Genomic DNA, 12,895 nt, shown 5'->3' with positions numbered 1-12,895 from the left:
AGACGAGTCGTTCGGAAGTGGCGCCGTCCGCCCGGAGTGCGGGCCCGGTGGTGTCGGGTGCGTGCGGCCTCGGGGTGGCGGGATGCCCCGGTTGCTCCGCTACGAGGGTGTTTCGACGGCGCGGCGGGCGTGGCCGCCCCGGAACCGCCGGGGCGGGCGGGGCGGGCGGGGCTCCAATACGACTCGTCCGGCCACGGCGGTCCCCCGGGGGCACGGACCGCTCCCCCGGGGCCCGGATCGCGACCTCGGGCGATGAGTTCTCGCGTCGCGGCCGGTCACCACGTGCGGAAGGGTCGTGGGTGCACTCCCGTCCGCGACCGCAGAGCCTCTCCCGAAGGGACCGCGCCATGGCGCACAAGGAACCGTCCGGCACCCACCTGGACACCCGCTACAGCGACCCGCGGGCCACCGCCGGGGACTGGGCCGACGCGGTGCCCCGGCTGAGGGAGGCGGAGATCTTCTGGCTGTCGACCGTGCGTCCCGACGGCCGCCCCCATGTCACCCCGCTGCTCGCGGTCTGGCAGCGCGACACGCTGTACTTCAGCTCGGGCGAGCGGGAGCGCAAGGTCCTCAATCTGAACGAGAACCGCGAGGTCGTCCTGACCACCGGCACCAACGCGCTCAACGAGGGTCACGACCTGGTGGTCGAGGGCGAGGCGGTACGCGAGACGGACGACGCGCGGCTGCGCGAACTGGCCGCGCTGTGGGAGTGCAAGTACGGCCCGGACTGGCGCTTCGAGGTGCGGGACGGCGCGTTCGCGGACCCCCATGGCGCGGCCCTGGTCTTCGGCGTCACCCCCCGCACGGTCTTCGGCTTCGCCAAGTCCCCGTACGGCCAGACCCGCTGGCGGTTCTCCTGACGCCCACCGGCTCGCCCGAGGCGGTCCGGACGCGTGGTCGTAGCATGGGACATCGCCATGGACACGATCAGCATCTGGGAATTCGTCGCGCTCGCCGCGGCGGCCGCCCTCGTCGGCTTCTCCAAGACGGCGGTGAGCGGTGCCAACACGGTCAGCCTCGCGGTGTTCGCCGCCGTGCTCCCCGCCCGCGAGTCGACCGGGGTCCTCCTGCCGATCCTCATCGTCGGCGACACGATCGCCGTCCTCACCTACCGCCGCCACGCGCACTGGCCCACCCTGTGGCGGCTGTTCCCGGCGGTCGCCGGGGGTGTGGTGATCGGCGCCGTCTTCATGCTGTGGGCCGACGACGGCGCCGTACGCGTCTCGATCGGTTCGATCCTGCTCCTGATGGCCGGGGTGACGATCTGGCGGCGGCGCCGGACGCGGGAGGAGGAGGCCCCGGAGGAGACGGCCTCGCTCAAGGGCCGCGTGAAGGCCCGCTCGTACGGGGTCCTCGGCGGCTTCACCACGATGGTCGCCAACGCGGGCGGCCCCGTGATGTCGCTCTACCTGCTGTCGGCGGGCTTCCGGAAGCTCGGCTTCCTCGGCACGTCCGCCTGGTTCTTCCTGATCGTCAACACCAGCAAGGTGCCCTTCAGCGTGGGCCTCGGCCTGATCGACCGCGAGTCGCTGCTGCTGGACGCGCTGCTCGTGCTCTTCGTCCTGCCCGGCGCCCTCATCGGCAAGCTCTGCGTGGACCGTATCGACCAGCGGGTCTTCGAACGGCTGGTGATCGGCGCGACGATCCTGGGCGGCCTCCAGCTCCTCCTGCGCTGAGCCGACGGCGTTCACGCCTCGGCGGGACACACCGGCCCCGTCCGTGATGGGATATCTGAATACTCGTCAGGCACCGGGTGTGGGGGGACGGATCATGAGCGGTGAGCGGACCGGGGACGACGCGCTGACCCGGATACGTCCGGAGAATCTGGATCCGGGCGCCGTCGTGGCGCAGTCGCTGGACAACCAGTGGGTCGACGCCGACCTGACCCGGAGAATGATCGCGAAGGGCAAGTCCCTGAAGGATGTCCGGGCCAAGCGGAACGACCAGGTGCGTGCCGAATACTTCCGCAGCCTGATCAACACCCGGCAAGTCGTCGTGAACCGGGTGTTCTTCTACAACAACCCCGCCATGAGCCGGGACCTCTCCGAGGGCGGGGAAGCCCGGCGGGCCCACCAGAAGTTACTGGCCGACGGCGCGCTCGTCCCCTTCCTGCTCGGTGAGCGTGAGCCCACCGACCGCCCGCGCATGGATGTCGACGAGGCCGCTTTCGACGCCTGGCGCGACACCCTCACGGAGATGCCGGCCACGGAGCGGGTGACCTGTCTGCGCATGTCCTGGAACGACCAGGAGAACGCCAGGGACGCCAAATCGGCCCTCATCAATCCGTTCGCCGCCAGGGTCCAGGGACTGACCGCCAAGGACATTCCGCTGCTCGCGGAACAGGTCGGCGTACCGGAAGGGCGGGTCGGAGCGTTCACCGAGAGGATCGGTGAGGTCGTCGACCACAGCAACCACGAGCGCATCCGTGACGCCGCCGTCACCCGCAATCTGCTGTACCAGAAGTTCGTGTGCGTGGACGGCACTCCCGTCACCGACGGCCGGTACGACCGCGACAAGCCCTTCGCCGCCGAGATCAAGCAGTTGCTGGACCTGATCTACAACGTGAATCTCGCCGACGCCCTCGGCATGTATCCGCTCACTCCGACCGACAGCCTGCGCCGGGTGACGCTCCAGGAGTGGCGGGACGTGCGCGCCGCACCCGCCGACGGGATCATCCGGGACCCGGAGCAGCTGGTGCGGTTCCTCCAGAGGCAGGCGTTCTCCACCGTCCAGGACCGGCTCACGCCCGCGGCGATCGACTCCCTGAGCCTGGAGGACATCTGGCGGCTGAGGCAGAGCGGCGCCTGGCACCGCTACATCGAGGCGTTCACGTCGCTGACGGGCGATCCGGCGGCCTTCGGGGACCATGTCGGCGAGGTCTTCGACCGGTACGTCCGGCTCAACTCCGAGATCATCAAGATCGCCGCGGCCGGACGCGGTGGCACCACCGCGACCGACTGGTCGCCCGTCGTCGAAGTCGTCCTGACCGTCGGCGGAGCCGCCTTCACCGCGGTGACCGGCAACGAGGGGTGGGCCGTGGCCGCGACTCTGGGAGCCGCGGCGACGGGATCGCGGGGCGGTTCGGTCCAGTTGATCGTGCGCAACCGGGCTGCCGGGAAACGGGAGCAGAAGTTCGCCCGCGAGATCGCCTCCGTACGGCTGGACACCGAACAGGAGTGGACCCGGTTCCATGAGCTGGCCCGCCGGCTTCCCGGGTACACGGAGCGCCACGGGTCCCCGTCCGCCACCAGTTCCACCACCATCCAGGAGACCGACGAAGTACCGGAGTACTGACGCGCCATGAAACGCCCCGTCCCCACCTACGACGAACTGCGCCGCGAGCGCCCGGAGATGTTCGCCAACGTCCCGGACGGCATCGAGATCCTGCTCGACCCGGCCGACATCGAGGCGGCCCGGCGCGGCGTCGGACCGGACGAACCGGTCGGCGTGGTGTACGGCGACCGGTTCATCACGCTCGTCCGTGACGCCGTCCGCTTCCCCGGGGGCGGGCTGGGCCTCTATCTGAGAGTCCTGCCCGCGACGGACACCCCCGGGGTGGTGGTCCTGCCGCTGATCGGCGAAGGCCCCGACGTCGTCCTGGTGGAGCACTACCGGCACGCCACCCGCGCCTGGCACCTGGAGGCACCGCGCGGCATGGGGGAACCGGGGTCGGGGGCGCCGGAGAACGCGATCCGCGAACTCCGGGAGGAGCTGGGCGTGCGGCTCGACGAGCTGATCCCGCTCGGCGGCGTCCACGCCGACACCGGGCTGCTCGGCTCGCACGCCGAGCTGTACGCGGCCCGGATCTCGGCGGTCGGGGCGCTGGACGCCGCGGAGGGCATCCGGCGGGCCGTGGTCATGCCGCCGCACCGGGCCGAGGAGCTGATCGGGCGGGGCGGGATCACCGACGGGTACACCATCGCCGTTCTCACCCGCGCCCGGCTCGCGGGCCTGCTCCCGAAGGACGGGCACCACACGGCCCCTTGACGCCTGCCGGCGCCCGGACGACCGCCGGCGTGGCGGCCCCGCCGCTTCCGGGGCCCGGCACTCCGGGACCCGCCGCTACAGCACCGGCAGCAGGGCCTTCAGCTCGAAGGCCGTGACCTCGGAGCGGTACTCCTCCCACTCGCGCTTCTTGTTGCGGAGGAACTGGCGCGTGGGGATGACGACTTCGAATTGTTCGATCTAATGGTGCGCTGACCTGCGGGATAGCGGTTGCCGATGGTCGTCCCTGGTCGTCCTGGGTCATCCCCCGACGGCCCAGAGACGGCCCGGCACCCGCGTCCGCATGCCCCCGCCCGGCTTGTTGATGGTGATCCACACGCGCACAGGGAAATGCCTGAAACAGGCCAAAGCGCGTAGTTAGAGTCGTACCATGCGATAGGGCCGAACCCGCATGGACAAGGGGGACATGATGCCAATCAAGACACTTACTTTTGGCGACTCGCTCGCTGGACTACTGGTAGACGGCGTCGAGGGGACGCCATACGTCGTCGCAACACTGACCTATAGCGAGACCCGTGGCGTCCGACTTGAGGTGCCATATATTCACCACTCAGATCAGGAACAATTCGCGAATGCTGAGAAATGGTTCGAGACTGGAGCGCCTCCAAAAAATCTCATGTTCATAACTCACGGTGGAGTTATCTATCTTTTCGGATGCCGGTACTCGGGCCACTCCATGAACTTTGGACACGGCCATGCAGCGGGGTTCATCACCCCTGATGAAGTCGTGCTGGCGAACAGGGATGGAGATCTTACCGAAGATCTAAAAGTATCGGAATTCACATCTGAGCTCGACGCTTTGTTCGAATGGACTCGCTTTCGAGCGGTTCACCACGAAAGAGAGACGAATGAGGAAGGTCGAGTAAATAAGGTCACCATCACCGCCGAAAGCACGGAGAGCGTCTCCTGGACCCAAGGAGAAGCGCAGATGAAGCTCAACACAAGTTGGTCCACATCTGATTCTTCACCTGGATTCCAAATCACCGAATGGGTGGCACTTCAGAGCACCTTTCCCACACCTCGCCCAATGAAAGAGCACCTCTCAGAACAGAGAAAGCTGGCTTCGCTCTTGAAGCTGGCTTTCGGACAGCCTATCTACTTCCGCCGCCATAAGATCCGGGATGATCTATTCGCCGACACGGCACTCAACGGAAGAACTCTTGGAAAATCATTCCATGAGGCCATTAGCCATAGAACCTTTCGAGACTTCTCTCAACCTAAACCCGAGCGGAAAAAATTCAGGCAGCCAGTCTTCTATCTAGCACAGGTTGGCGGTGAGGGCTTGGAGAGGTGGGGCCTAAATTATGAACCATGGAAGCGTTTCATTGAGCCAGCAGTCAGCGTATTGAGCCGACCGGGTACAGTGCTTGAGAATCTCGTGGTAAATGCTTCGATGAGCCTAGAAGCAGCAGGGAGTTTGCTTGGCCATATTTCCGGTGAAGAAGAAACCCACAACGGTTCAGGATATCCAACTACGGCCACTTACGTCCTTCGAGCCATCCTATCTCTTGACATTGACTGGCAGCGCCTATCCGAATCTCCTACCGCTTTGGCTCGCGCAATCTCCAAGAACTACAACACGATCAAGCACTTTGATCGTGGAGTATTTCCGGATCCCATTGAGACGTACTTCGTCAGTGAATTTGCTATGACAATCGTGCGCCTTGTCGCCACGAACTTGGTCGATCCTACCGGCCAATTGGTTCGAGATTACGCAACTAGCTCCTCCTTCGATGAGTTGGCCGAGATGTGCCGGCGACACGACAGGTTCGTTGGCCCTAACGGAGCATTCATAAACTATCCAAGCTAAGTCCTGAGCTGAGCAAGGTCCGCAAGAGTCGCACACGGTCGCTCTGGCGAATTCATAGACGCGATCTTTACGAGCACCAACAAAATGGACGTCACCGAAGCCTGCTCAGCCTCCTTCCCCCACACGAGAGATGGCCATTCGCTTGATCGCGAATGGCCATCTGCTCTGCTGTACTGACTGTCGGGGGGAGGGATTTGAGACCACACCCCGGCGAATTACCCGTCAGCACCCAAGCGGTCCAGTGGATTCACCGTTCTAGCCCTCAATTTGGTCCTTCAAACATCAACGACTGATCGAGGGATCGTCCGCCACGATTCGGCTTGTGAAGCCTCCCTGGCGCAACCGCTCGTAGGCCGCTGCCACGTCGTTCGCCACAGGCTGAGGGATCATGAACCCTTGCTTCGGGTAGATCATCAGACGCTGAAGCGCTCCGACAAGCATATCGAGCACAAGACGCGCATCACCGATGGAATCCACGTACGCCTCAAAGGTCATTGGCGTCGACGCGCTCACAATTTCGACTTCCGGCCAGAGCTTGCGCGCAGTCGCGTACGCGCGCCGCTCCTCATACGGCTTGCTGATCAACAGCACGGAAGACACTGCCACGTCGGCCTGTGCTAGCAGTGTCCGCGAGAAGCGAATGTTCTCGCCCGTGTTTCGAGCCCGAGGCTCGACAAGTACGGCGGCGGCGGGCACCCCGAGCGCGAGTGCACGTTCGCGGTAGTGGACAGCCTCACCGCGCGGCATGCGTTCTTCCGTCGTTCGGCTCGTCGCCCCGGTGAAGACAATGAGGGGCACCATGCCGCGCCGGTAGAAGTCCACGGCGGTATCAGCGACTCCCAGGTCATGGCTGCCGAGGCCGACCGCGACGGAACACGGTCTCGGCTCATGATGCATTTGATGGAAGTCCCACAGCTTCCGAGCGTCTGCCCAGGCCTGCGTCGAGATCATCGACCTTCCCTCCTGTCCTGTGCGGAGTCAGGAACCTTGAATTCGTACTTCCACGCAAAGCGTGATGCGGCATGCACCCCCAAGGCGAACTCAACAACCGTGCCATCTGCCGTGTAGGTGATCCGGTGGAGCTCAACGACAGGCTCACCGTTCGGCAGGTGTAGCAGCTTCACCTCCTCTGACGTTGGGATGCGAGCGAACAACTCTTCCGTCATGTGGTCGATCTCGTATCCTGCGTCGTACAGAACCCGGAATCCGCCACCACGGCCGGGCACGAAACACCCAGAAGGTTGTGCCCTGGACGTCGGGCCGCGTATTCGCCGTCCAGGCTGCACTCACCGAGCAGTACCGCACGATGGTCGACCTCGGCGCTGGTTGTGGTCTCCGCCAAGGTGAGATCTTCGGTCTGGCGGAAGAGGCGATCCAGTTCGACACCGGTTGGCTGCATGTGGGATGCCAAGTCAAAGTCGTGGAGGGCGCTTTGGTCTTCGCGCTGCCCAAGCGGCAGAAGGAACGTGATGTGCCGCTTGCCCCGCAGGTGGCCGCAGCATTGAAGGAGCATGTGGCCGAACATTCCCCGGTGCCTGTGACGCTGCCGTGGGCCCGCCCGGACGGCAAGCCCGTTACCAAGCGCATCCTTTTCGTCCGACCGGACGGGAAAGGGGCGGTACGCCGCACCGACTTCAACACGCGTCTATGGAAGCCCGCTCTCGTCTCGGCTGGCGTCATTCCGGGGCGCGAGCCGGGCAGGCGTCACGACGCCGCCAGGGAGCACGGCATGCACGCACTCAGGCACTTCTACGCGTCCGTTCTCCTGGACGCCGGGGAGAACATCAAAGCGCTGAGCACGTACCTCGGGCACACCGACCCTGGCTTCACCCTGCGGACGTACACGCACCTGCTCCCGAGCAGCGACGGACGGGCCCGCCACGCCATGGACAAGCTCTACTTGGGCCGCCCGTCCGGGCCGGACGGCCCACAGACGGCCCACGGGTGATCATGGCCACGGATGGGGCGCGACGCCCGTGCCCGGCGTCCCATCCGTGGGAGCACCCATAAGCCGCTGACCTGCGCCTACAGCACCGGCAGCAGGGCCTTCAGCTCGAAGGCCGTGACCTCGGAGCGGTACTCCTCCCACTCGCGCTTCTTGTTGCGGAGGAAGAAGTCGAAGACGTGCTCGCCCAGCGTCTCGGCGACCAGTTCGCTCCGCTCCATCAGGGAGATCGCCTCACCGAGGTTCTGCGGCAGCGGCTCGATGCCCATCGCGCGGCGCTCGGCGTCGGAGAGGGCCCATACGTCGTCGTCGGCGCCCGCCGGGAGTTCGTAGCCCTCCTCGATGCCCTTGAGACCGGCGGCCAGCAGGACGGCGTAGGTCAGGTAGGGGTTGGCGCCGGAGTCGATGGAGCGGACCTCCACGCGCGCGGAGCCGGTCTTGCCGGGCTTGTACATCGGGACGCGGATCAGGGCGGAGCGGTTGTTGTGGCCCCAGCAGATGTACGAGGGGGCCTCGCCGCCCGAGCCTGCGGTGCGGGTGGAGCCGCCCCAGATGCGCTTGTAGGAGTTGACCCACTGGTTGGTGACGGCGGAGATCTCGGCGGCGTGCCGCAGAAGTCCGGCGATGAAGGACCGGCCGACCTTGGAGAGCTGGTACTCGGCGCCCGACTCGTAGAACGCGTTGCGGTCGCCCTCGAAGAGGGAGAGGTGGGTGTGCATGCCGGAGCCCGGGTACTCGCTGAACGGCTTCGGCATGAAGGACGCGTGGACGCCCTGCTCCAGCGCGACCTGCTTCATGACCAGGCGGAAGGTCATGACGTTGTCGGCGGTGGAGAGCGCGTCGGCGTACCGCAGGTCGATCTCCTGCTGGCCCGGGGCGCCTTCGTGGTGGCTGAACTCCACGGAGATGCCCATGGATTCGAGCATGGTGATCGCCTGGCGGCGGAAGTCCATGCCGACGTTCTGCGGGGTGTGGTCGAAGTAGCCGGAGCTGTCGGCGGGGGTGGGTCGGGTGCCGTCGACCGGCTTGTCCTTCAGGAGGAAGAACTCGATCTCGGGGTGGGTGTAGAAGGTGAAGCCGAGGTCCGAGGTCTTGGCGAGCATCCTCTTCAGGACGTAGCGGGGGTCCGCGAAGGACGGGGAGCCGTCGGGCATCAGGATGTCGCAGAACATCCGGGCGGTGCCGGGGGCCTCCGCGCGCCACGGCAGGATCTGGAAGGTCCCCGGATCCGGCTTGGCGATCATGTCCGACTCGTAGACCCGCGCGAAGCCCTCGATGGCCGAGCCGTCGAAGCCGATGCCCTCGTCGAATGCCTGTTCAAGCTCGGCGGGGGCGACGGCGACCGACTTGAGGAAGCCGAGCACATCGGTGAACCACAGGCGTACGAAGCGGATGTCGCGTTCCTCGAGCGTCCGGAGCACGAATTCCTGCTGCTTGTCCATGTCTGCTGTCCTACCCATCCTTGCCGGTCAGGCCGCCTGCTCCCACGCCGCCGAGTACACCGGGGCACCCGAGCATGACACCACAGGATTTCCGGAAGGTTGCACACCGGCGTACTAAAGCATTGTCGGACACCCGGCGCGCGGTCCGCGCGTCCGGGTGTCCCAGTGGCGCAAGGGGGTGCGGGGACGGCCGCCGGCTCAGGCGGCGTGGGCGATCTGGATGAGATTGCCGCACGTGTCGTCGAAGACGGCGACGGTCACCGGGCCCATCTCGACGGGCTCCTGCGTGAAACGCACACCGAGCCCCTGGAGGCGCGTGAACTCGGCGTGGACGTCGTCGACGGCGAAGGAGGTGTACGGGATGCCGTCGGCGACCAGCGCGTCCCTGAAGGGCTTCACGGCGGGGTGCCCGGACGGTTCGAGCAGCAGCTCGGTGCCGTCGGGGTCGGCCGGGGAGACGACGGTGATCCAGCGGTCCTCACCCACCGGGACGTCGTTCTTCTTCCGGAAGCCGAGCACTTCGGTGTAGAAGCGCAGCGCCTCGGCCTGGTCGTTGACGAAGACGCCGGCCAGATTGATCTTCATGGGGTCTCTCCTGGTGATTCGGGTGCGGGACCGGAGGCGGTCCCGGCCCGGCTCGCGGGCGCGAGCCAGCGGTCGGTGAGGTGTTCCAGCGGTCCGGTGTTCAGATGGTGGAACTTGTAGCGGCCGTCGCGCCGTGTCTCGACGAGACCGGCGGCCTCGAGAAGGGTCAGATGCTGCGAGACGCCCTGCCGGGACAGGCTGAGCCCGTGTTTGGTCAGCAGCCGGCCGCAGATCTCGAAGAGCGTCTGTCCGTCGCGTTCGGCCAGTTCGTCGAGGATCGTGCGGCGGGTGGGGTCGGCCAGGGCCTTGAACACGTCATCGGGCACACCCCACTATAGGCAAGAATTCACTTGCCTATCAACCCGGCCGGCCGCGCCCGCGGACCGCCGGGCGGTCACCGGTCGCCGGGACCCGGTACGCGTCGGCCGTCGGCCGTCGGCCGTCGGCTCAGTGGAGCGGCACCGCCGTGTCCGACCAGCCCAGCGGATACGGCTCCCCGTCGTCGCCCGGCATGGGCCGCTCCCCGCCCGCCTCGGTGAACGCCGTGAGGGCCTCCACGAGCGCCGTACGCTGCTCGGGAGCCAACCGCTGGACGATCGAGGTGATCTCCCGGCGGCGTGCCGCCGAGACGTCCGCCACGAGCGTCCGGCCCTCCTCCGTGAGCCGCAGCACGGTCTCGCGCCGGTCGCCGGGGTTGACCCCGCGTTCGGCGAGCCCGGCGGCGATGAGCCGGTCGACCATCCGCATCGCGGTGGAGGGGTTCACGCCCAGCCGTTCGGCGAGCGACACGAGCTTGGCGCCGCCCTGGCCCGAGAGGACCTTCAGCAGCCGGAACTGGGGCAGCGTGACCCGGTCCCGGACAGTGGCCAGGGAACGGACGGAGACGGCCACCAGCAGCCGTGAGGCGATCAGCACGGCGCGGGTGACGTCGTCGACGTCGGGCTCGCTCGGCAAGGGTTCCGGAGGGTCGTCCATGCTTCTTTGTACCGCGCCCAGGGCCCCGCCGACCCCTCCTCGCACCCCGCCGCCACTACCGCGACAGGCACGTTCCGGACTCGGAACCCGCCGCGCCCTCCTGCTCGGCCACCTGTACGGACTACGATCTGCGCCCATGGGGGGACGGCGGCACATACGCGACGCGCGTCCCACGGCCTTGCTCAGCGCCGTGGTGACGCTGCTCGCCGCGCTCTACGTCTGTCTGGGCCCCGCCGACGCGCACGACACGCGGTCCCCGGCCGTACGGGCGGCGGAAACCGCGGCGGACGGTGCGGCGGCCCGGCACACCGCGCGGACGGCCGGCGCCGGCATCACCCTCCGTACGGATGTGGCGGCGGCCGGGCCCGCCGCCGCCCCCGAGTACACCTGCCCGTACGACCGGGGCAACTGCCGCTTCATCCCGCACCTCAGCCCGGCCGTGCTGACCGCGCCGCACCCCGCCGACCCGCTCGGCACCGACGACGTAAATCCCGCGCGCCCCGCGCTGCCGCCCCCCACCGGCCAGGTGTCCCGCTCCGGAGCGTCTCCGCGCGCGCCGGACCTCCACGTCCTTCAAGTACTGCGGACGTAGCCGGGCCCGCGCCCCCACCGGGTTCCAGTACCTCCCCCACCCCCGTTCCGCAGTTTTCGAGAAGGACGAATTACAACCATGGCTTCCAAGTCCCAGAGCACCGAGCGCAAGGCCCGAATAGAGCAGATGCGCAAGGCCGAGCGCGCGCGCGAGCGGCGCAACCGCATCATCACCATCACGGCGAGCACGGTCGTGGTCGTGGCCCTCGTCGCCTTCGGCGCGTTCGTGCTGAACAAGGAGTCCGAGGACCAGAAGAAGGAGGAGAAGGCCGCCGCCGAGCCCGTGAAGGGCGAGAAGTCCTGGGACGCGAAGGAGCTGGGCCGCGACCACGTCGCAGAGGCGGTCGACTACCCGCAGACGCCGCCGGTCGGCGGCAACCACAACCAGGTCTGGATGAACTGCGGGGGCGACGTCTACAAGGACGCGATCCCCAACGAGAACGCCGTGCACTCGCTGGAGCACGGCGCGGTCTGGGTGACGTACAACGACAAGGCGCCCGAGAGCGACGTGAAGTCCCTCGGCGAGCGCGTGGGCAAGACGCAGTACACGCTGATGAGCCCCGTGAAGGAGCAGGCCGGCGCCATCATGCTGACCGCGTGGGGCAAGCAGGTCACCGTCGACAGCGCCAAGGACCCGCGCGTCGACCAGTTCTTCGCCAAGTACGTGCAGGGCCCGCAGACGCCTGAGCCGGGTGCGGCCTGCACCGGCGGAATGGGCGACCAGTGACCCGCACGAACTGGGCGGCCATCACGGCGGTCGTGCTCGCCCTGCTGTTCGCGGGGGCGGCCACGGTCGCCTCCGCGGGGCGCGAGGACTCGCCCCGCGCGAGCGCCACGCCCACGGAGGACTCGGCCGAGGCGGGCTTCGCGCGCGACATGGCGGTCCACCACCAGCAGGCGGTGGAGATGTCGTTCCTTGTGCGCGACAGCACGGACGACGAGGAGGTGCGCCGGCTCGCGTACGACATCGCCAACACCCAGGCGAACCAGCGCGGCATGCTGCTGGGCTGGCTGGACCTGTGGAAGCTGCCGAAGATCTCCACCGACCGGGAGCCGATGGCCTGGATGGCGGAGGACGGCGGCCACGCGGACATGGACGGCATGGAGGGCATGGATCACGGCGCCCACGAGGTCCGTGACGGCTCCCTGATGCCGGGCATGGCAACGAAGACGGAGCTGGAGGCCCTGCGGACCGCCAAAGGCGAGAAGGCGGAGATCCTCTACCTCCAGCTGATGACCGACCACCACAAGGGCGGTGTCACGATGGCCCGAGGCTGCGCCGAGTTGTGCGAGGTGGACACCGAACGGGCCCTGGCCGAGGGCATGGTGACGGCGCAGCAGTCCGAACTGGACCTGATGGCCGACCTCTTGAAGGCACGGGGCGCGAAGCCGCGCGCCTGACCACCCGGCGGGCCCCGCCCGCCCCCGGAGAGGGGGGGGGGGGGGGGGGGGGGGGGGGGGGGGGGGGGGGGGGGGGGGGGGGGGGGGGGTGGGGGTGGGGGGGGGGGGGGGGGGGGTGGGGGGGTGGTGAGGGGGTTTGGG

13 protein-coding genes and 3 pseudogenes are annotated in these 12,895 nt (G+C 67.5%); 9 read left to right on the top strand and 7 right to left on the bottom strand.

Going from position 1 to position 12,895, the window contains the following annotated elements; genetic code table 11:
- Positions 1-347: 347 nt before the first annotated feature.
- The 4 genes from ACZ61E_RS07510 to ACZ61E_RS07495 all read left to right on the top strand — a co-directional run bounded on the left by ACZ61E_RS07510 (position 348) and on the right by ACZ61E_RS07495 (position 3,987).
- Positions 348-860 carry a pyridoxamine 5'-phosphate oxidase family protein gene (locus tag ACZ61E_RS07510; protein ID WP_469698408.1) on the top strand — a complete coding sequence of 171 codons (513 nt, stop codon included), beginning with the start codon at positions 348-350 and terminating at the stop codon, positions 858-860.
- A 57-nt stretch (positions 861-917) separates the two neighbouring features.
- Positions 918-1,676 carry a sulfite exporter TauE/SafE family protein gene (locus ACZ61E_RS07505; protein WP_469698406.1) on the top strand — a complete coding sequence of 253 codons (759 nt, stop codon included), beginning with the start codon at positions 918-920 and terminating at the stop codon, positions 1,674-1,676.
- 94 nt (positions 1,677-1,770) lie between these two features.
- Complete coding sequence (locus tag ACZ61E_RS07500) at positions 1,771-3,294, top strand: hypothetical protein (RefSeq protein WP_469698404.1); 1,524 nt, start codon at positions 1,771-1,773, stop codon at positions 3,292-3,294.
- Between the two features lie 6 nt (positions 3,295-3,300).
- Complete coding sequence (locus ACZ61E_RS07495; RefSeq protein ID WP_469698402.1) at positions 3,301-3,987, top strand: NUDIX hydrolase; 687 nt, start codon at positions 3,301-3,303, stop codon at positions 3,985-3,987.
- Between the two features lie 75 nt (positions 3,988-4,062).
- Here the strand turns inward: ACZ61E_RS07495 and ACZ61E_RS07490 are convergent.
- A pseudogene (locus tag ACZ61E_RS07490) lies at positions 4,063-4,149 on the bottom strand (glutamine synthetase); the annotation flags it as partial.
- Positions 4,150-4,411: 262 nt separating this feature from the next.
- On the opposite strand from ACZ61E_RS07490, the gene ACZ61E_RS07485 reads away from it, so the two are divergent.
- Positions 4,412-5,815: an ApeA N-terminal domain 1-containing protein gene (locus ACZ61E_RS07485; RefSeq protein ID WP_469698400.1), complete on the top strand. Its 1,404-nt coding sequence runs from the start codon at positions 4,412-4,414 to the stop codon at positions 5,813-5,815.
- Between the two features lie 282 nt (positions 5,816-6,097).
- On the opposite strand, the gene ACZ61E_RS07480 is transcribed toward ACZ61E_RS07485, so the two are convergent.
- Positions 6,098-6,766, bottom strand: a complete 669-nt coding sequence (locus ACZ61E_RS07480) for a YdcF family protein (RefSeq protein WP_469698398.1) — start codon at positions 6,764-6,766, stop codon at positions 6,098-6,100.
- A pseudogene (locus ACZ61E_RS07475) lies at positions 6,763-7,035 on the bottom strand (UTRA domain-containing protein); the annotation flags it as partial. The pseudogene ACZ61E_RS07475 and the gene ACZ61E_RS07480, both read right to left, overlap by 4 nt.
- Before the next feature lie 2 nt (positions 7,036-7,037).
- On the opposite strand from ACZ61E_RS07475, the pseudogene ACZ61E_RS07470 reads away from it, so the two are divergent.
- Positions 7,038-7,763: pseudogene (locus ACZ61E_RS07470) on the top strand (tyrosine-type recombinase/integrase); the annotation flags it as partial.
- Positions 7,764-7,840: 77 nt separating this feature from the next.
- Here the strand turns inward: ACZ61E_RS07470 and glnA are convergent.
- From glnA to ACZ61E_RS07450, 4 genes are all read right to left on the bottom strand, one after another.
- Positions 7,841-9,202, bottom strand: a complete 1,362-nt coding sequence (glnA, locus tag ACZ61E_RS07465; protein ID WP_078077637.1) for a type I glutamate--ammonia ligase — start codon at positions 9,200-9,202, stop codon at positions 7,841-7,843.
- Positions 9,203-9,400: 198 nt separating this feature from the next.
- Complete coding sequence (locus ACZ61E_RS07460) at positions 9,401-9,787, bottom strand: VOC family protein (RefSeq protein ID WP_469698396.1); 387 nt, start codon at positions 9,785-9,787, stop codon at positions 9,401-9,403.
- The gene (locus ACZ61E_RS07455) at positions 9,784-10,113 is read right to left on the bottom strand and encodes an ArsR/SmtB family transcription factor (protein ID WP_469698394.1); all 330 of its coding nucleotides are present in this window, start codon (positions 10,111-10,113) and stop codon (positions 9,784-9,786) included. The genes ACZ61E_RS07460 and ACZ61E_RS07455 overlap by 4 nt, the downstream gene beginning before the upstream one ends.
- Positions 10,114-10,234: 121 nt before the next feature.
- Positions 10,235-10,762 carry a MarR family winged helix-turn-helix transcriptional regulator gene (locus tag ACZ61E_RS07450; RefSeq protein WP_469698392.1) on the bottom strand — a complete coding sequence of 176 codons (528 nt, stop codon included), beginning with the start codon at positions 10,760-10,762 and terminating at the stop codon, positions 10,235-10,237.
- Positions 10,763-10,898: 136 nt separating this feature from the next.
- On the opposite strand from ACZ61E_RS07450, the gene ACZ61E_RS07445 reads away from it, so the two are divergent.
- The 3 genes from ACZ61E_RS07445 to ACZ61E_RS07435 all read left to right on the top strand — a co-directional run bounded on the left by ACZ61E_RS07445 (position 10,899) and on the right by ACZ61E_RS07435 (position 12,754).
- On the top strand, positions 10,899-11,354 hold the full coding sequence (locus tag ACZ61E_RS07445) for a hypothetical protein (protein WP_469698390.1): 456 nt from the start codon (positions 10,899-10,901) through the stop codon (positions 11,352-11,354).
- Positions 11,355-11,432: 78 nt separating this feature from the next.
- A complete protein-coding gene (locus ACZ61E_RS07440) occupies positions 11,433-12,080 on the top strand; it encodes a DUF3105 domain-containing protein (protein ID WP_469698388.1) in 648 nt (215 codons plus the stop codon).
- Positions 12,077-12,754, top strand: coding sequence for a DUF305 domain-containing protein (locus ACZ61E_RS07435; protein WP_469698386.1), 678 nt, complete (start codon positions 12,077-12,079; stop codon positions 12,752-12,754). Before ACZ61E_RS07440 ends, ACZ61E_RS07435 begins: the two co-directional genes overlap by 4 nt.
- The last annotated feature ends 141 nt before the right edge of the window (positions 12,755-12,895 follow it).

The organism is Streptomyces sp. NPDC104581, from assembly GCF_055583685.1.
This window is presented reverse-complemented; position numbering and strand designations above follow the sequence as displayed.